Source organism: Variovorax sp. AC194, assembly GCF_979257995.1.
In genome coordinates, this window is sequence record NZ_OZ409823.1 from 2,024,767 (window position 1) to 2,042,469 (window position 17,703).

Annotated in this window: 15 protein-coding genes; 13 read left to right on the plus strand and 2 right to left on the minus strand. The window is 67.8% G+C overall.

From position 1 onward, the window contains the following. The 8 genes from xdhB to ACZYRS_RS09785 all read left to right on the plus strand — a co-directional run bounded on the left by xdhB (position 1) and on the right by ACZYRS_RS09785 (position 10,751). Positions 1-2,469, plus strand: a complete 2,469-nt coding sequence (gene xdhB, locus ACZYRS_RS09750; RefSeq protein WP_463419065.1) for a xanthine dehydrogenase molybdopterin binding subunit — start codon at positions 1-3, stop codon at positions 2,467-2,469. Positions 2,470-2,572: 103 nt separating this feature from the next. Then, positions 2,573-3,586: a LysR family transcriptional regulator gene (locus ACZYRS_RS09755; protein ID WP_463419066.1), complete on the plus strand. Its 1,014-nt coding sequence runs from the start codon at positions 2,573-2,575 to the stop codon at positions 3,584-3,586. A 75-nt stretch (positions 3,587-3,661) separates the two neighbouring features. Next, positions 3,662-5,062 carry an NCS2 family permease gene (locus tag ACZYRS_RS09760; protein WP_463419067.1) on the plus strand — a complete coding sequence of 467 codons (1,401 nt, stop codon included), beginning with the start codon at positions 3,662-3,664 and terminating at the stop codon, positions 5,060-5,062. Positions 5,063-5,181: 119 nt separating this feature from the next. Then, entirely contained in the window at positions 5,182-6,696 is a 1,515-nt protein-coding gene (locus ACZYRS_RS09765; protein WP_463419068.1) for an ABC transporter ATP-binding protein, read from the plus strand. Then, complete coding sequence (locus ACZYRS_RS09770) at positions 6,689-7,831, plus strand: ABC transporter permease (RefSeq protein WP_463419069.1); 1,143 nt, start codon at positions 6,689-6,691, stop codon at positions 7,829-7,831. Before ACZYRS_RS09765 ends, ACZYRS_RS09770 begins: the two co-directional genes overlap by 8 nt. 336 nt (positions 7,832-8,167) lie before the next feature. Further along, positions 8,168-9,088 (plus strand): ABC transporter permease, encoded by a 921-nt coding sequence (locus ACZYRS_RS09775; RefSeq protein WP_198786849.1) that lies wholly within the window; start codon positions 8,168-8,170, stop codon positions 9,086-9,088. A gap of 50 nt (positions 9,089-9,138) precedes the next feature. Further along, on the plus strand, positions 9,139-10,311 hold the full coding sequence (locus ACZYRS_RS09780) for a BMP family ABC transporter substrate-binding protein (protein ID WP_042582280.1): 1,173 nt from the start codon (positions 9,139-9,141) through the stop codon (positions 10,309-10,311). Between the two features lie 71 nt (positions 10,312-10,382). Continuing rightward, positions 10,383-10,751 carry a hypothetical protein gene (locus tag ACZYRS_RS09785; RefSeq protein ID WP_463419070.1) on the plus strand — a complete coding sequence of 123 codons (369 nt, stop codon included), beginning with the start codon at positions 10,383-10,385 and terminating at the stop codon, positions 10,749-10,751. Between the two features lie 2 nt (positions 10,752-10,753). Here ACZYRS_RS09785 and ACZYRS_RS09790 read toward each other — a convergent pair whose 3' ends face one another. After that, positions 10,754-11,644, minus strand: coding sequence for a LysR family transcriptional regulator (locus ACZYRS_RS09790; protein ID WP_463419071.1), 891 nt, complete (start codon positions 11,642-11,644; stop codon positions 10,754-10,756). 77 nt (positions 11,645-11,721) lie between these two features. Between ACZYRS_RS09790 and ACZYRS_RS09795 the strand changes: the two genes are divergently transcribed. From ACZYRS_RS09795 to ACZYRS_RS09815, 5 genes are read left to right on the plus strand one after another with little or no spacing between them, the layout of a single operon-like run. Next, positions 11,722-12,591: an HpcH/HpaI aldolase/citrate lyase family protein gene (locus tag ACZYRS_RS09795; RefSeq protein ID WP_463419072.1), complete on the plus strand. Its 870-nt coding sequence runs from the start codon at positions 11,722-11,724 to the stop codon at positions 12,589-12,591. Positions 12,592-12,628: 37 nt separating this feature from the next. Beyond that, on the plus strand, positions 12,629-13,618 hold the full coding sequence (locus ACZYRS_RS09800) for a tripartite tricarboxylate transporter substrate binding protein (RefSeq protein WP_198786853.1): 990 nt from the start codon (positions 12,629-12,631) through the stop codon (positions 13,616-13,618). Positions 13,619-13,639: 21 nt separating this feature from the next. Next, complete coding sequence (locus ACZYRS_RS09805; protein WP_463419073.1) at positions 13,640-14,824, plus strand: CaiB/BaiF CoA transferase family protein; 1,185 nt, start codon at positions 13,640-13,642, stop codon at positions 14,822-14,824. Between the two features lie 7 nt (positions 14,825-14,831). Then, positions 14,832-15,728: an amidohydrolase family protein gene (locus tag ACZYRS_RS09810; protein ID WP_463419074.1), complete on the plus strand. Its 897-nt coding sequence runs from the start codon at positions 14,832-14,834 to the stop codon at positions 15,726-15,728. Continuing rightward, entirely contained in the window at positions 15,725-16,687 is a 963-nt protein-coding gene (locus ACZYRS_RS09815; protein ID WP_463419075.1) for a tripartite tricarboxylate transporter substrate binding protein, read from the plus strand. Before ACZYRS_RS09810 ends, ACZYRS_RS09815 begins: the two co-directional genes overlap by 4 nt. A gap of 4 nt (positions 16,688-16,691) precedes the next feature. On the opposite strand, the gene ACZYRS_RS09820 is transcribed toward ACZYRS_RS09815, so the two are convergent. Then, positions 16,692-17,603 carry a LysR family transcriptional regulator gene (locus tag ACZYRS_RS09820; RefSeq protein WP_463419076.1) on the minus strand — a complete coding sequence of 304 codons (912 nt, stop codon included), beginning with the start codon at positions 17,601-17,603 and terminating at the stop codon, positions 16,692-16,694. Positions 17,604-17,703 lie beyond the last annotated feature (100 nt).

A 17,703-nucleotide genomic window follows, 5' to 3' on the forward strand; every position in this document is an offset into this window, starting at 1 on the left:
ATGAACAAACCCATCGACGCCCGCCTGCTGCAGCCCGCCGAGGCCTTTGCCGATTACCTGAAGAACACCGCCGCGCGCATCGACCCGGCGGCCGAAGCGGTCGCGCACGACCTGGGCGCGCGCGTGGGCATCAGCCGGCCGCACGAATCGGCGCACCTGCATGTGGCGGGTGAAGCGACCTACATCGACGACATTCCCGAACTCACCGGCACGCTGCATTGCGCGCTCGGGCTCTCGCCGGTTGCCAACGGCCGCGTCACGGCGCTGTCGCTCGATGCGATCCGCGCGATGCCCGGCGTGGTGACGGTCATCACCGCCGACGACATTCCCGGCACCAACGACTGCGGCTCGATCATTCACGACGACCCGATCCTGCTGCCCGTGGCAGACGGCGGCGAGATCCGCTACCTCGGCCAGCCCGTGTTCGCGGTGATCGCCGAGACGCGCGAAGCCGCGCGACGTGCGGCTTCGAAGGCGAAAGATGCGCTGACCATCGAGGCGAAGCCGCCCGTCATCACGCCGCAGGACGCGCATGCGCGCGGCCAGTACGTGGTGCCGCCGATGCACATCGTGCGCAGCGGCGGCAGCGCCAACGAAGGCGATGAGGCCGCTGTGCGCGCCGCCATCGCCAAGGCGCCGCATCGCCACACCGCCACGCTCGACGTGGGCGGGCAGGAGCAGTTCTACCTGGAAGGCCAGATCAGCTACGCCATTCCGAAGGAAGGCGGCGCGCTGCACATCCACTGCTCCACGCAGCACCCGAGCGAAATGCAGCACCTGGTGGCGCATGCGCTGCACCTGCAGTCGAACGAAGTGCATGTCGAATGCCGGCGCATGGGCGGCGGCTTCGGCGGCAAGGAATCGCAGTCGGCGATCTTTGCGTGCGTGGCCGCGATTGCCGCGCGCCAGCTGCAGCGCCCCGTGAAGCTGCGCCTGGACCGCGACGACGACTTCATGATCACCGGCCGGCGCCACTGCTTCTGGTACGAGTACGACGTGGGCTACGACGACGAGGGCCGCATCCTCGGCGCGGAGATCACCATGGTTTCGCGCGCCGGCCACTCGGCCGACCTCTCGGGCCCGGTGATGACGCGCGCGCTCTGCCACTTCGACAACGCCTACTGGCTCCCCAACGTGGCGATGCACGGCTTCTCGGGCAAGACCAACACGCAGAGCAACACCGCGTTCCGCGGCTTCGGCGGCCCGCAGGGCGCCATCGCGATCGAGAACATCATGGACTCGGTGGCGCGCGAGTTGAAGCGTGATCCGCTCGATGTGCGGCGCGTCAACTTCTACGGCAAGGCCGAGAACAACATCACGCCCTACCGCCAGACCGTGACCGACAACATCGTCCACGAACTCGTGGCCGAGCTGGAGGCCAGCAGCGACTACCGCGCGCGGCGCGAGGAGATCGCCGCCTTCAACACGAAGAGCACGGTGCTCAAGCGGGGCCTGGCGCTCGCGCCGCTGAAGTTCGGCATCTCGTTCAACGTGAAGCACTTCAACCAGGCCGGCGCGCTGGTGCACGTGTACACCGACGGCTCCATCCTCGTGAACCACGGCGGAACCGAGATGGGGCAGGGCCTCAACACCAAGGTGGCGCAGGTGGTGGCGCACGAGCTGGGTGTGAGCTTCGAGCGCGTGCGCGTCACCGCGACCGACACGACCAAGGTGGCGAACACCTCGGCCACCGCCGCATCGACCGGTGCCGACCTGAACGGCAAGGCCGCGCAGGATGCGGCACGCCAGATCCGCGAGCGCCTGGCCGAGAGCGCGGCCGAACGCCATGGCGGCAAGGCGAGCGCGGTGCGCTTCGCGAACGACAAGGTCGAGGTCAACGGCCGCACGCTGGCGTTCAGCACCGTGGTCGGCGAGGCCTACCTCGATCGGAAGCAACTCTGGTCCGACGGCTTCTACGCCACCCCGGGCCTGAGCTGGGACAAGGACAAGATGCAGGGCCGCCCGTTCTACTACTACGCCTACGGCGCGGCGGTGAGCGAAGTGGTCGTGGACACGCTCACCGGCGAATGGAAGCTCTTGCGCGCCGACATCCTGCACGACGCGGGCAAGTCGCTGAACCCGGCGGTGGACATCGGGCAGGTCGAGGGCGCCTTCATCCAGGGCATGGGCTGGCTCACCACCGAGGAGCTGGTGTGGCACCCGCAAAGCGGCAAGCTCACCACGCACGCTCCGAGCACCTACAAGATTCCGACGGCCAACGACTGCCCGCCGGTCTTCAACGTGCGCCTGTTCGAGGGCCAGAACTTCGAGGACTCCATCCACCGCAGCAAGGCCGTGGGCGAGCCGCCGCTGCTCTTGCCGTTCTCGGTGTTCTTCGCGATCCGCGATGCGGTGTCGGCGGCCGGCGGCCACCGGGCCGATCCGCCGCTGAAGGCGCCGGCCACGAGCGAATCGATCCTTCGTGCCATCACCGCCGTGCAAGCGGTGGAATCCGCATCGGCCGAATGAAAACGGGCCGTGCTCGCACGGTCCGAGCTTCACTCCAACACCCGGTTTGCCCCAATGCTGCGCTGTATAACTGTTCGCACAGACAAGAAAGGTGTGAACAGCCATGAGAGACCAAGCGCTTTTCGACAAGATCGATCTTCATCTGATCCGGGTGCTTCACACCGTGCTGACCGACCGCAGCGTCTCGCGCGCCGCCATCCGCCTGGGGATGTACCAGCCGGCCGTCTCGGCCGCGCTCAAGCGCCTTCGCGAGCTCTCGGGCGATCCGCTCCTGGTGCGCTCGGGCTCGGGCATGGTGCCCACCGATGCGGGGCTGCGGATGATCGAGCCGGCGGCCAGCATCCTGCGCGCGGCCGAGATGCTGTTCTCCGATGCGCGCGGCTTCGAGCCGCAATCGGCGGCCACCACTTTCCGCATCGCGGCCAGCGACTACATGGACCCGCTGTTCCTGCCGATGCTGGTGGCGCACGTCAAGCGCGAGGCGCCGCTGTGCCAGATCGAGATCCACGCGCTCTCGCCCGATTCGGATTACCACGGGCACCTGGCGCTCGGGCAGGTCGACCTGGTCATCGGCAATTGGTTAAAGCCCCCGGAAGACCTGCACATGGCGCGGCTCTTCGGCGACGAGGTGGTGTCGCTGGTCAACCAGGACCATCCGGCGGTGCGCCGCGGCTGGGACCTGGAGACCTGGCTCGCGGCCGAGCACATCGCGCCCACGCCCATGCACCCGGGCGGGCGCGGCATCATCGACCAGATGCTCGACGAGTTGGGGCGGCAACGCAACATCACCGCGCGCTGCGCGCACTTCAGCCTCATTCCGGACATGGTGGCCTCGAGCCTCTTGGTGCTCACCACCGGGCGCCAGTACTGCGAGCGCTTCGCCGTGCGGCTGCCGGTGAAGATCCTCGAATGCCCGGTGGCGCTGCCGCGCCTCATGTACTACCAGCTCTGGCACGAACGCACCCATTCGTCGAGCTCGGCGCGGTGGCTGCGCGAATGCATCAAGGACGTGGCGGCGTCGCTGCGGCCCGCGTCTTCCGCCATACCTGGGGCATCCGGCGTGTCCGGCACCGCGACGCGCCTGCCCGCCGCCGCCCCTGAAAAACCGGACCCCTGAGAAACCCCCGTTCGCGCCGGCGTCGTGAGCGGGGCAACGATGAAACCGCCACTACAACAGCTGGAGACAAGCGAAATGAGTACGTTTGAACAGGCGCCCAAAGGCGCCGAGCCCCACACCCCGGGGCATTTCGAGTCCGCGCGTCCGCGCGCGGCTGTGGGCAGCGCAAGCGGCTCGGGTCTGCTTGAACGCGTGTTCAAGCTCAGCGCGCACAACACCACCGTGCGCACCGAGGTCATCGCGGGGCTCACCACCTTCCTCACGATGGCCTACATCATCTTCGTGAACCCGACGATCCTCGGCGACGCGGGCATGCCCAAGGGCGCGGTCTTCGTGGCCACCTGCCTGATCGCCGCGCTGGGCACATTGATCATGGGCCTGTACGCCAACTACCCGATCGCCATGGCGCCGGGCATGGGCCTGAACGCCTACTTCGCCTACGTGGTGGTGCTGGGCATGGGCTACACGTGGCAGGTCGCGCTGGGCGCGGTGTTCATCTCGGGGTGCCTGTTCCTCATCGTCACGGTCACCGGGTTGCGGGAGCTGTTCATCGCGGGCATACCGCAGTCGTTGCGAACGGCGATCACGGTGGGCATCGGCATGTTCCTGGCGCTCATCGCGCTCAAGAGCGCGGGCGTCGTCGCCGCATCGCCCGCCACCTTCGTCACGCTGGGCGACCTGCATTCGCCGCCGGTGGTGCTGGCCACGCTGGGCTTCCTGGTCATCGTGACGCTCGACCGGTTGAAGGTGCGAGGAGCGATCCTCATCGGGATCATGCTGGTGACGGTGCTGTCGTTTTTCTTCGGCGGCAACAAGTTCCACGGCGTGTTCGATGCGCCGCCGTCGATCGCGCCCACCTTCATGCAGCTGGACATCCTGGGCGCGCTCAAGGGCGGCATCCTGAACGTGGTGCTGGTGTTCTTCCTGGTCGAGATGTTCGATGCCACCGGCACGCTGATGGGCGTGGCCAAGCGCGCGGGCCTGCTCGTGCCCGGCAAGATGGAGCGCATGAACAAGGCGCTGCTGGCCGACAGCGGCGCGATCTTCGCGGGCTCGCTGCTCGGTACATCGAGCACCACGGCGTACGTGGAAAGCGCGGCCGGCGTGCAAGCGGGCGGACGCACCGGCCTCACGGCGGTGGTGGTGGCGGTGATGTTCCTCGCCTGCCTCATGATCTCGCCGCTCGCGGGCTCGGTTCCGGCCTATGCCACCGCACCGGCGCTGCTCTTCGTGGGCTGCCTCATGCTGCGCGACCTGGTCGAGCTCGACTGGGAAGACACCACCGAGGTCATCCCCGCCGCGGTGACCGCGCTGGCCATGCCCTTCACCTACTCGATCGCCAACGGCCTGGCCTTCGGCTTCATCACCTACGCGGTGCTCAAGCTCTGCACCGGCCGGGCACGGGAAGTGCATGCGATGGTGTGGGTGATCGCGGCGATCTTCTTGTTCAAGTTCGCCTACATCGGCGGACACTGAGAGGCTGAGCAGAGCGCCGTCGGGCGCCGATGGTCGCCAATGGGCGCGGAAGCCGCTATTAAACTTATAGCTGCTTCCGCTTTGTTGCTGTTGAACGAGACAAACCCACGAAACCCGGCATGACAACCCCCCGACTCCAGCTCGCGCACATCACCAAGCGATACCCCGCGGTGGTGGCCAACAGCGACATCTCGCTGGCCGTTGCCCCCGGCGAAATCCATGCCGTTCTCGGCGAGAACGGCGCGGGCAAATCGACGCTGATGAAGATCATCTACGGCTCGGTCAAGCCCGACGAAGGCACCGTCACCTTCGACGGCCAGGCCGTCACCCTGCGCAACCCCCAGCAGGCGAGGGCGCTGGGCATCAGCATGGTGTTCCAGCACTTCAGCCTGTTCGACACGCTCACCGTGGCCGAGAACGTGTGGCTGGGCCTCGATAAATCGCTGCAGCTCGCGGAAGTGGCGCGCAGCATCACCGCCAAGGCCAGCGAATACGGCCTGGACATCGACCCCTCGCGCCCGGTGCACACGCTCTCGGTGGGCGAGATGCAGCGGGTGGAAATCATCCGCGCGCTCCTGACCAACCCCAAGCTCCTGATCCTGGACGAGCCGACCTCGGTGCTCACGCCGCAGGCGGTCGTCAAGCTCTTCACGGTGCTCAACAAGCTGGCCTCCGAGGGCTGCAGCATCCTCTACATCAGCCACAAGCTGCACGAGATCCGCGAGCTCTGCACCGCCTGCACGGTGCTGCGCGGCGGCAAGGTCACGGGCGTGTGCAATCCGCAGAACGAGAGCAACGAATCGCTCTCGCGGCTGATGATCGGCAGCGAGCCGCCGCCCTTGCAGCACCGCCCGGTGCATGCGGGCGCGGTGGCGCTGCGCGTGAAGGGCTTGACGCTCGCGCGCGAAGACCAGTTCGGCGTCGACCTGGACGGCATCTCGTTCGAGGTGCGGGCCGGCGAAGTGGTCGGCATCGCGGGCGTGTCGGGCAACGGGCAGAAGGAACTGCTCTACACGCTCTCGGGCGAAGACGTGCGCGCCGACGCTTCGATGGTGCAGGTGTTCGACAGGCCCGCCGGGCGGCTGCGGCCACGCGCGCGCCGCGCGCTGGGCCTGCACTTCGTGCCCGAGGAGCGCCTCGGCCGCGGCGCGGTGCCCACGCTGGGCCTCGCGCACAACCTGCTGCTCACGCGCAGCAACGCGGTGGGCAAGGGCGGATGGATTCGCACCTCGGCACTCGAGAAGCACGCCAGGGGCATCATCGAACGCTTCAACGTCAAGGCCGGCGGCCCCCATGCCGCGGCGCGATCGCTCTCGGGCGGCAACCTGCAGAAGTTCATCGTCGGCCGCGAGATCGACGCCAACCCCAAGCTCTTCATCGTCTCGCAGCCCACCTGGGGCGTGGACGTGGGCGCGGCCGCGCTCATCCGCGGCGAGATCCTCGCGCTGCGCGATGCCGGCTGCGCGGTGCTGGTGGTGAGCGAGGAGCTCGACGAGCTGTTCGACATCAGCGACCGCCTGCACGTGATCGCCAAGGGGCGGCTGTCGCCCTCCATCGACCGCGCCGCGGCCACGCTGCCGCAGATCGGCGAATGGATGAGCGGTCTCTGGAACAAGGAGGCGGCCCATGCTTAAGCTCGAACCCCGCCCGGAGCTTTCGCGCTTCTGGACCTTCGCCTCGCCGATCCTGGCGCTCGTCATCACGGTGCTGATCGGCGTGGCGCTTTTCGCCGCGCTCGGCAAGGACCCTGTGAAGGGCCTCATGGTGTTCTTCTACGAGCCCATCAAGAATGGCTACGCGCTCGGCGAGCTGATGATCAAGGCGACGCCGCTGCTCATCATCGCGCTGGGTCTCGCGGTGTGCTTTCGCTCCAACGTGTGGAACATCGGCGCCGAGGGGCAGTTTGTGTTCGGCGCCATCGTCGCGGGCGGCGTGGCGCTCCTGGCCGACAAGAACACGGGCTCGTGGATCGTCGTGGCCATCCTCGTGGCGGGCACGCTCGGCGGCATGGTGTGGGCGGGCATCGTGGCGTTCCTGCGCGACAAGTTCAATGCCAACGAAATCCTCGTGAGCCTGATGCTGGTCTACGTGGCCACGCTGCTCTTGAGCTACATGGTGTTCGGCCCGTGGAAAGACCCGCAGGGCTACAACTTTCCGCAGTCGAAAACCTTCGAGGCGGTCACGCAGATTCCGCGGCTCTTCAAGGGCTCGCGCGTGAGCATCGGGTTGATCATCGCGCTGGTGGGCGTGGGGGCACTGTGGGTGTTCCTGTTCCGCACGCGGGCGGGCTTCGCGCAGCAGGTCGGCGGGCTCGCGCCGGCGGCGGCGCGCTATGCGGGCTTCTCGGCGCGGCGCGCGGTGTGGATCGCGCTGCTCACCTCGGGCGGCGCGGCGGGCCTGGCCGGTGCGCTCGAAGTGGCCGGCCCGCTTGGCCAGCTCACGCCGTATGTGCCGGCCGGCTACGGCTTCGCGGCCATCATCGTGGCCTTCGTCGGGCGGCTGCATCCGGTGGGCATGGTGTTCTCGGCCATCTTGATGAGCATGTTCTACATCGGCGGCGAACTGGCGCAATCGCGCCTGGGTCTGCCCAAGTCGCTGACCGGCGTGTTCCAGGGGCTGCTGCTCTTCACGCTACTCGCGTGCGACACGCTTATCGCCTACCGCATTCGCCGCAAAGCGGCAGCCAAAGCCATTCTCACGACGAGTTCGCTGCAAGCCAGCACGCCGCTGACCGCGCCTGTTGCGCGTTCGAGCGAAGGAGCGCTTTGATGACGGATTGCTCTTCGATTCGGGCGATGCGTGCGCCGTGGCGCGATCACGCCGACGGGGTGCCTTGCTCCGCGAATGTCCCCCGGCCTGCGGCCTCCTCCTTGATTTCGCTGCGCAAGGCACCCCATCGGCGTGCTCGTTGTTCAGTGCGGTCGTTGATCGGCCGCACACCCGCAGCGTGCCCCTGTGCGCAGGGCATCGGGTGCTCCCCGCAGCGAAATCAAGGAGGAGGCGAAGCCGGGGGACATTCGCGGAGGGGAGTACCCGGTGGCCTGCGCACCCGCCCCGAACGCACCCGTCAGAACAGCAACACCAACCAGCGCTGGAGCCATTGACATGGACAGCTACGCACTCCTACTCGGCTCGACACTGAGCGCCGGCACCGTCCTCGCGATCGCCGCACTGGGCCTCTTGATCAACGAGAAAGCCGGCATCGTCAACCTCGGTGCCGAAGGCATCATGCTCTGCGCCGCCATCGCCGGTTTCGCGACGGTGGTCACCACGCACAACCCCTGGCTCGGTTTCCTCGCGGGCATGGCGGCGGGCGCATTGCTCGCTGCCTTCTTCGGCGTGCTGGTGATCTGGCTCAACACCAACCAGTACGCGACGGGGCTCGCGCTCAGTCTTTTCGGCGTGGGCTTCTCGGCCTTCGCCGGCATCAACTTCGTGCAGGCCAAGCTGCCCGAGAGCGTGTCGTATGCGATCCCGGTGCTGGCCGACATTCCGCTCGTCGGCCCCGCGCTGTTCCGCCATCACCCGATGGTGTATTTCGCGGTGGTGCTGACCTTCGGGCTCATCTGGTTTTTGTACCGCACGCGCGCGGGCCTCGTGCTGCGCTCGGTCGGCGAATCGCCCGAGTCGGCGCATGCGCTGGGCTACCCGGTGCGGCGCATCCGCTTCATGGCGGTCGTCGCGGGCGGCGCGCTCTGCGGGCTGGCGGGGGCGTACCTCTCGACCGTCTACACGCCCCTGTGGGTCGAAGGCATGGTCGCGGGCCGCGGCTGGATCGCGCTGGCGCTCACCACCTTCGCCACCTGGCGGCCGATTCGCGTGCTGCTGGGCGCCTACCTCTTCGGCGGCGTCACGATGCTGGGCTTTCACCTGCAGAGCAGCGGCGTCGATGTGCCGCCCCAGTTCCTGAGCATGCTGCAGTACATCGCGCCCATCGTGGTGCTGGCGCTGATCTCGCGCAACCCGGCGTTCATCCGCATCAACATGCCGGCTTCCATAGGGAAACCGTTCTACCCCGGCTCATAATCGCGTTTTTCGTTTTTCCGCCAACCCGTCCTTTTTGAGGATTTCCGACAATGAATGATCTGAACAAGCGCTCCCTGCTCAAGCTGGCCGCCCTCACGGCGGTCGCTTCGGCGGCCCTGATCGGCTGCGGCAAGAAAGAAGAAGCGGCAGCACCGGCCGCGGCCCCCGCGCCGGCCCCGGCACCTGCTGCAGCCGCGCCGGCCCCGGCCGCGCCGCTCAACATCGCATTCGCATACATCGGCCCGGTGGGCGACGGCGGCTGGACCTTCGCGCACGACAACGGCCGCAAGGCGCTGGAGAAGGAATTCGGCGACAAGATCAAGACCACCTTCGTGGAAAGCGTGCCCGAAGGCGCCGACGCCGAGCGCGTGTTCCGCGACATGGTCGGCCAGGGCAACAAGCTGATCTTCGGCACCACCTTCGGCTACATGGAGCCGATGCTCAAGGTGGCCACCGACAGCAAGGACGTGAAGTTCGAGCACGCCACCGGCTACAAGACCGCCGACAACATGCGCACCTACGACAGCCGCACGTACGAGGGCGCGTACATGGCCGGCGTCATCGCCGGTGCCATGACCAAGAGCAACACGCTGGGCGTGGTCGGCTCGGTGCCGATTCCCGAGGTGCTGCGCAACATCAACAGCTTCACGCTGGGCGCGCAGTCGGTCAACCCGAAGATCACCACCAAGGTCGTGTGGGTCAACGAGTGGTTCAGCCCGCCCAAGGAAACCGAGGCGGCCACCGCGCTCATCAACGGCGGCGCCGACATCCTGTTCCAGAACACCGACTCGCCCGCCGTGCTCAAGACCGCGCAGGAAAAAGGCAAGCGCGCCTTCGGCTGGGATTCGGACATGACCGCCTACGGCCCCAAGGCCCACCTGGGCTCGGCCACCATCAACTGGGCGCCGTACTACATCAAGGCCACGCAGGACGCGCTGGACGGCAAGTGGGCCACCGGCCAGGCCTGGTGGGGCGTGAAGGAAGGCGCCATCGACCTCGTGTCGATCGCCGAGGACGTGCCGGCCGAAACCAAGGCCAAGGTCGAGGAAGTCAAGAAGGGCCTGAAGGACGGCAGCTTCGTGATCTGGAAGGGCCCGATCCTCGGCCAGGACGGCAAGGAAGTGGTCGCCAAGGACGCGGTCGCCGACGACAAGTTCCTGACCGGCATCAACTTCTACGTCAAGGGCGTCGAAGGCAAGGTGCCGGGCGGCGACAAGAAGTAATCGCCGCGGCGATGCAGACAACAAGGGTCGCCCAGGGCGGCCCTTTTTTCATTGGAGGAAGGATTCGCACCATGAAGCTCATGTTCACCGCCGCGCTGCTGCTGTCGGCCTCGCTGTCGTTCGCCGCCGCACCCGCGAAATTTTCGAAGGAGGAACAGCCGCTGCAGAAGGCCGTCTCCGACACCGAGATGTGCTTTCACTTCGCGGGCGAGTTCAACGGCGACGGTTCCGCGTACGACAAGGAAGTCAACCGCATGCAGCGCAAGCACTGCGGCAAGGCGGGCCAGCAGCTGCTGCTGAAGGCGTATCGCGCGAACCCGAAGGATGCGCGCCTTTATCCCGCGGTGCTGATGCTCAACAGCCTGTCTACGGAGTTCCTGTCGAAGGCCGAGGTGGCGCGGCTGTGCGCGGTGGCTAAGACGGAACTGGTCTGTCAGTAAGGTCAGTGAGGCCGTGAGCGCTTGCCCGCCACCACGACCTCCGCGCTGTCGACGAACCCCCGGATCAACCGCTGCCGGTGCGATGCGCGCTGCCACAGGATGCCGAAGCGCCGTGGCTCCGAAGGCATCGGCAGAGGGATCTTCGCCACGCGCTGGCCCTCGAGCAGCGGCGAGGCGATATCGGGCACCAGCGAAACGCCCAGCCCGCGATCGACCATCATCGCGATCGCCAGCAGCGAGCTGAGCTCGAAGCGTTCCTGCGGCACGATGCCCGCGGCGCGCAGGTACCGGTCGGCCTGCTTGCCGCCGCCCAGCGCCCGGTCGTAGCGGATGAGGGGCGAAGTTCGCAGCAGCTCGTGCGGATCGCGCTTGGCAAGGCGGCTCGGCGCGAGCAGCACCAGCGGCTCTTCCCGCAGCAGCGACCAGTCGAAGGTCTTGGCGAGCACGTAGGGCGGATACAGGCACACGGCCGCGTCGAGCTCGCCCTGCTGCACCGCCTTGTAGAGCGTGGCCGTGGTGCCCGATTGCAGGAACACCTTCACGCCCGGATGCGTCTTCACGAAGCGCGCGAGGATGTCCGGCAGCAAGCTGTGGATGGCCGTGTTGATGGTGCCGATGAGGAGTTCCCCGCCCGCCGCGTCGCTGTTGAGCAGCGTCTTGATGTCGCCCACCTCGCGCAGCAGGTTGCGCGCGCGCTGCACCAGCAGGTGCCCCGCCTCGGTCGGCTGCACCGTGCGGCCCGCGCGGGCGAGCAGCGGCGCATTGAGCTCGCGCTCCAGCGTGCGTATTTGCTGTGCCACGGCGGCGGGCGTCAGGTCGAGGCGGCGCGCGGCCTCCGACATCGAGCCCGACTCCACCACCAGAAGAAAGCTTTGCAGGTAGGCTGTTTCCATGAAAGATAAATTTTCTATGATCTGATCATAGAAGCCATGTGTTTTTCTTTGCTCATGCGCTGCGCACACTGCGCTGCATGAGAAGCAAACTGTTCGTTCCCGGAACCCGCCCCGAGTTGTTCGCCAAGGCCTTGAGCGGCGCAGCCGATGGCGTGTGTTTCGACCTGGAGGATGCGGTGTCCGAGCCGCGCAAGGGCGAGGCGCGCGATGCCGTGCGGCAACTGCTGCGAAGCGGCGAGCCGGCCGCATCGGGCAAGACAGTGATCGTGCGCGTCAATGCGATGGACACGCCGCACTTCGCCGACGACATCGCCGCGGTCGCCCAGCCCGGCGTGCACCTCATCAACATTCCCAAGCCCGAGAGTCCGGCGCATGTGCGCGCGGCCGTCGAGGCCATCGAGCGCGCCGAGCAGGCGAACGGCGTGCGCGCGCCCATCGGCCTGCTGCTGAACATCGAGGCGCCGTCGGCCTTGCGCACCGCGGCGCAGCTGGGCGCTGCGCATTCGCGCGTGGCGGGGCTGCAGCTGGGGCTCGGTGATCTGTTCGAGCCGCTGGGCATCGCGCGGCGCGAGCCGGCCGCGATCGGGCAGGCGATGTTCGCGATGCGCATCGCCGCGGGCGAGGCGGGCGTCTATGCCTACGACGGCGCGTTCGCGGATATTCGCGATGCCGACGGCTTTCGCGCCGAGGCCATGCTGTCGCGCAACCTCGGCTTCCTCGGCAAGACCTGCATCCACCCGAGCCAGATCGCGATCGCCAACGAGGTGTTCCGGCCCACCGATGAAGAGATCGCGCACGCCTGCAAGGTGGTCGAGGCCGCGCGCGACGCCGATGCCAGGGGCGTGGGCGCCTACGTGGTGGACGGAAAAATGATCGACATCCCTTTCGTGATTCGCGCACGCGCCATCGTCGCGAGCGCGCGCAGCCTGGGCCTGCTGCCGGGCTGAGTTTTTCGCTTTCTTAAAAAATCAGGAGACAAGACAAATGAAGATTTCACCATCGCTTGGCCTGCGCACGCTCGTTGTTGCTGCCATCGCCGGCGGCTGTCTGTTGAGCGGCAGCGCATTCGCACAGACCGCGTACCCGACCAAGACCATCACCATCGTCGTCCCCTATCCCGCGGGCGGCTCCAACGACACCTTCGCGCGCCAGGTGGCCAAGGAACTGGGCGATGAACTGAAGCAACCGGTCATCATCGACAACCGCCCCGGCGCGAGCGGCAACACCGGCACCGGGCAGGTCGCCAAGGCCGCGCCCGATGGCTACACGCTCGTGGCCGTGTCCTCGAGCATGACGACCAACGCTGCCGTGCAGTCGAAGCTGCCGTTCGATCCGGTCAAGGGCCTCGCGCCCATCGCCATGTTCGCCAAGGGCCCGTTCATCGTCGCGGTGAACAACGACTTTCCCGCCAAGACGCCGGCCGAGCTCATCGCGGCCATCAAGGCCAAGCCGGGGCAGTACAACTACGCCTCCTCCGGCTCGGGCAGCGTCAACCAGTTCGGCACCGAACTGCTCAAGGCCAAGGTGGGCGACCTGCAGATCGCGCACATCCCCTACAAGGGCATGGGCCCGGCCGTGACCGACCTGATCGGCAACCAGACGCAGCTGTTGATCTCCAGCGGGCCGTCGCTGTTGCCGATGGTGCGCGCGGGCAAGCTGCGCGCGGTCGGCATCACGAGCCTGAAGCCCAGCCCGATCGCGCCCGACCTCACGCCCATGTCCACGGCCGTGCCCGGCTACGAATTCGAACTCTGGTGGGGCCTGCTGGCGCCCGTGGGCACGCCGCCCGACGTGGTGGCGAAGCTCAACGGCGCGGTGAACAAGATCATTGCCAAGCCCGAGATCACCGCCAACTTCCTGCGCGAAGGCGCCATCGCCACGCCGCTCTCGCCCGCGCAGTTCGGCACGGTCATCGCCGAGGACGTCGAGCGCTGGAAGAAGCTGGCCAAGCAGCAGAACATCACCGCCGACTGAGCATTGAAGAAAGAACGATCCATGACCATCGACGCCCCGCAAGACGACACAAGCCTGCCCGCGCGCACCGGCCCTGCGGGGCCGCTCAGCGGCCTGCGCGTGCTCGACCTGAGCGCCTACATCGCGGGGCCCTACGGCTGCTCGCTGCTGGCCGACCAGGGCGCCGAGGTCATCAAGATCGAGCCGCCCACGGGCGACAACCTGCGCAAGTACCCCTCGACGCTCGAAGCCGAGAGCCGCGCCTTCATCGGCGTGAACCGCAGCAAGCTGGGCGTGGTGCTCGACCTGAAGAATGCCCAAGACCTGGCCGCGCTGATGGCGCTGGTGCGCACCGCCGACGTGTTGGTGCACAACTTCCGCCCGAGCGTGCCGCCGCGGCTGGGCATTGCGTACGACCAGCTGAAGGCCGTCAATCCGCGCCTGATCTATTGCAGCCTCACGGGCTACGGCGAGACCGGTCCGCTGCGGGAGAAAGCCGGCTACGACCAGGTGCTGCAGAGCATGACCGGCATGTGCGCGCTGCAGGGCAAGCGCGGCGAGCCGCCCGAGATCATCTACGGCTCGGTGGTCGACTACTACGCGGCCGCGCTGGTGGCCGCGGGCGTGGCCTCGGCGCTGTACGAGCGCGAGAAAAGCGGCGAAGGCCAGTTCGTCGGCGTGTCGCTGTTGCGCTCCGCGCTCACGATGCAATCGGCGCGCATGGTGTGGGCCGAGGGCGAGCCCAAAGACGTGGGGCGCGACATGCGCTCGGGCGGCATCACCGGCCTGCACCCGACGCGCGAAGGCCACCTGTACATCTCGGCCAACACGCCGCACTTCTGGCAGGCGCTGTGCGCCAAGGTGGGCCTGCCCGAGCTCGCGGCCGACGAGCGCTACGACTCGGTGCGCAAGCGCGCGCAGCACTTCGCCGAGATCGTGCCGCGCCTGCGCGAGGCGCTGGCTGCGCGCACCGCGCTCGAATGGGAAGAGCTCTTCGGCGAAGAGGTGCCCTGCGCGGCCGCTCGCACCGTCGAGGACATGTTCGACAACGAACAGGTGCTGGCCGAGGACATGGTCGCGAACTTCGCGCACCCCACGCTCGGTTCGTATCGCGGCTTCACGCGCGCCGTGAAGTTCGGCCGCACGCCGGGCCCCGAGCCCTTCGCCGCGCCGACGCTGGGGCAGCACACCGACAAGGTGCTGAAGACCGCGAGCGCGGCGGACTGATACGCGCATGGACGCCGTCTACCCCAACAGCAGCGGCACGCGCCGGCCCGCGAGCGCGGCACCGGCGGGCGCGTGCGATGCGCACATGCACATCTACGACCGCCGCTTCGCGCTGCACGGCTCGCCCGATGCGATGGTCGACAAAGCCACCGCCGCCGACTACCGCCTGCTGCAGCAACGCATCGGCACCGAGCGCACGGTCGTCGTGCAGCCGCGCGTGCACGGCACCGACAACAGCGTGACGCTGGATGCGATCCGCGCGCTCGGCGCCACGCAGACACGCGGTGTCGCGGTGCTCCGCCCCGACGTGAGCGATGCCGAGCTCGAGCGCCTGCACGCGGGCGGCATTCGCGGCATCCGCTTTACGCTCTACACGAGCGCCAATGCCGCCACCGATTTCTCGATGGTCGAGCCGCTCGCGCAGCGCGTGCACGCGCTCGGCTGGCATGTGCAACTGCACTGGAGTGCCGACCAGATCGCGGCGCACGCGGACCTGCTCGCCCGCCTGCCATGCACCATCGTCTTCGACCACCTCGCGCGCCTGCCGCTGCCCGATGCGCTCTCGCATCGCGCGTTCGATGTGGTGAGCCGGCTGCGCGACAACGGCCGCACGTGGGTCAAGCTCTCCGGCCCCTACCTCGATTCGAAAGCCGGCGCCGCGGGCCGCTACGCCGACACGACGGCCATCGCCAGGGCCTGGGTCCGCCAGGCGCCCGAGCGCGTGGTGTGGGGCAGCGACTGGCCGCACCCGACCGAGCCGGTCAACAAGCCCGACGACGCGGTGCTGTTCGATCTCCTGAGCCAGTGGGTGCCCGACGAAGCCGTGCGCCATCGTGTGCTGGTGGAGAACCCGGCGCAGCTCTACGACTTTCCCGAAACGACAAAGACCGAGACATCCGAATGACGAAGAGACGCCTCCTGAAATCCATCGCCGCGCTGGCCGCGTGCGCCCCGTTGCTCGGCTGGGCCGCGTGGCCCGACAAGCCCATCCGCATGGTCGTGCCGTACGCCGCGGGTGGCGGCGCCGACAACACCGCGCGCGTGGTCGCGCAGCAGCTGAGCGCCGCGCTCGGCCAGCAGATCGTCATCGACAACAAGCCCGGCGCGGGCGGCGTGATCGGCGAAGACAACGTGGCCAAGGCGCCCGCCGACGGCTACACCGTGCTCTACGACGCCTCGGCGTTCTCGGTGAACCCGTCGCTGCGCAAGTTGCCGTTCGATGCGGCCAGGGATTTCATTCCCGTTTCGCTGGTGGCCACCGCGCCGCAGATTCTTGTCGTGCCCGCCACCGCGCCCTACAAGACGGTGGCCGAGTTCCTCGATTTCGCGCGCAAGAACCCCGGCAAGCTGAGCTTCGCCTCGGCCGGCGGCGGCACCGGCTCGCACCTGGCCGGCGAGGCGCTGAACGAGCAGGCCAAGGTCAACCTGATGCACGTGCCCTACAAGGGCGGCGCGCCCGCACTGACCGACGTGATGGGCGAGCAGGTGTCCTCCTACTTCGGCAACGTGGCCTCGACCCTGGGCTACGTCAAGTCGGGCAAGCTGCGCGCGCTCGCGGTGAGCTCCAGCAAGCGCGTGAACGGATTGCCCGATACGCCGACGCTCGCCGAGTCGGGCCTGCCGGGCTACAACGTGGTCGAGTGGAACGGCGTGTTCCTGCCCAAGGGCACGCCACCCGATGTGGTGCAGCGGCTGGGCAAGGCCGTGCAGGCGGCGGTCAACGACCCCGTCGTGAAGCAGAAGCTCCTGCAGTTCGGCCTGGAGCCCGCAGGCACCACGCCCGAGGCGTTCGCGAAGTTCGTGCAGGACGAGACGGGGCGGGTGAGCGCGCTGGTGAAGGCGCGCAACATTCGCGTCGACTGAACCGCTACCGCGCCATCGCCCCCGTTTCATTCACCTCGTGGATGAGGTCGATGAACGCGCGCAGCCCCGCGGAGATGTGCCGCCGCCCCGAGTAGTAGAGCGCCAGCCCCGCGACGGCCGGCATCCGGTCGTCCAGCACGCGCACGAGGCGGCCGCTCGCCACGTCTTCCTCGATGTACCACTCGGCCACTTGCGCGAGGCCCATGCCTTGCCGCGCCGCATCGAGCATCAGGGCCGGCGCATCGAGGATCAGGCGGCCCGGCACCTCGAGCGCCTGCACCTTGCCCTTGGCCATGAATTCCCATGGCGAGGGCACGCCGCTGGGCAGGCGGGCGCGTATGCATTGGTGCGCGGACAGATCGGCGAGCGAGCCCGGCGCCGGGTGCTTCGCAAAGTAGCCGGGCGAGCCGACCACCACCATGCGCAGCCTCGCGCCGATGGGCACGCGCACCATGTCGCGCGGCACCAGTTCGCTGGGTCGGATGCCCACGTCGAAGCCTTCGCCGACGATATCGACCATGCGGCCTTCGGTGACGATGTCCACCGTCATCGCCGGATGGCGCCGCAGGAACTCGCAAACGATCGGCGCGAAGACCATGCGCGCCGCGCCCAGCGAGCTGTTGATGCGCAGGGTGCCGGTGGGTGTGGCGCGCTGGTCGTTGAGGTCGCTCATCGCGCCCTGGATCTGCGCGATCGCCGGCTCGATGCGGGCGAGGAACGCGTGACCCGCCTCGGTCAGCGACACGCTGCGCGTGGTGCGGTGAAAGAGCCGCGCGCCCAGCCGCGCCTCCAGCCCGGCCACCGCGCTGCTGAGCGCCGAGGTGGACATGCCCAGTTCCACCGCCGCGGCCCGGAAGCTCTGGCGCCGTGCGACGGCCAGCACCGCCTCGAATTCAATCAGCCCTGTCTTGTGCATTGTCCTGAATACCGGGATGCGTCATGCGAGATTTTCCATCTTATCAAGATGATCGCGCGGCCATAGATTGCCCATGACCCGGGGATTTCCGGGGAAAGCA

Bases quoted from the DNA above. Each gene is read 5' to 3' on its own strand.
- ACZYRS_RS09820 (WP_463419076.1), bottom strand. From the start codon at position 17,603: ATGCACAAGACAGGGCTGATTGAATTCGAGGCGGTGCTGGCCGTCGCA.
- ACZYRS_RS09785 (WP_463419070.1), top strand. From the start codon at position 10,383: ATGAAGCTCATGTTCACCGCCGCGCTGCTGCTGTCGGCCTCGCTGTCG.
- ACZYRS_RS09790 (WP_463419071.1), bottom strand. From the start codon at position 11,644: ATGGAAACAGCCTACCTGCAAAGCTTTCTTCTGGTGGTGGAGTCGGGC.
- ACZYRS_RS09805 (WP_463419073.1), top strand. From the start codon at position 13,640: ATGACCATCGACGCCCCGCAAGACGACACAAGCCTGCCCGCGCGCACC.
- ACZYRS_RS09795 (WP_463419072.1), top strand. From the start codon at position 11,722: ATGAGAAGCAAACTGTTCGTTCCCGGAACCCGCCCCGAGTTGTTCGCC.
- ACZYRS_RS09780 (WP_042582280.1), top strand. From the start codon at position 9,139: ATGAATGATCTGAACAAGCGCTCCCTGCTCAAGCTGGCCGCCCTCACG.
- ACZYRS_RS09765 (WP_463419068.1), top strand. From the start codon at position 5,182: ATGACAACCCCCCGACTCCAGCTCGCGCACATCACCAAGCGATACCCC.
- ACZYRS_RS09775 (WP_198786849.1), top strand. From the start codon at position 8,168: ATGGACAGCTACGCACTCCTACTCGGCTCGACACTGAGCGCCGGCACC.
- ACZYRS_RS09760 (WP_463419067.1), top strand. From the start codon at position 3,662: ATGAGTACGTTTGAACAGGCGCCCAAAGGCGCCGAGCCCCACACCCCG.
- ACZYRS_RS09755 (WP_463419066.1), top strand. From the start codon at position 2,573: ATGAGAGACCAAGCGCTTTTCGACAAGATCGATCTTCATCTGATCCGG.
- ACZYRS_RS09815 (WP_463419075.1), top strand. From the start codon at position 15,725: ATGACGAAGAGACGCCTCCTGAAATCCATCGCCGCGCTGGCCGCGTGC.
- ACZYRS_RS09800 (WP_198786853.1), top strand. From the start codon at position 12,629: ATGAAGATTTCACCATCGCTTGGCCTGCGCACGCTCGTTGTTGCTGCC.
- xdhB (WP_463419065.1), top strand. From the start codon at position 1: ATGAACAAACCCATCGACGCCCGCCTGCTGCAGCCCGCCGAGGCCTTT.
- ACZYRS_RS09810 (WP_463419074.1), top strand. From the start codon at position 14,832: ATGGACGCCGTCTACCCCAACAGCAGCGGCACGCGCCGGCCCGCGAGC.
- ACZYRS_RS09770 (WP_463419069.1), top strand. From the start codon at position 6,689: ATGCTTAAGCTCGAACCCCGCCCGGAGCTTTCGCGCTTCTGGACCTTC.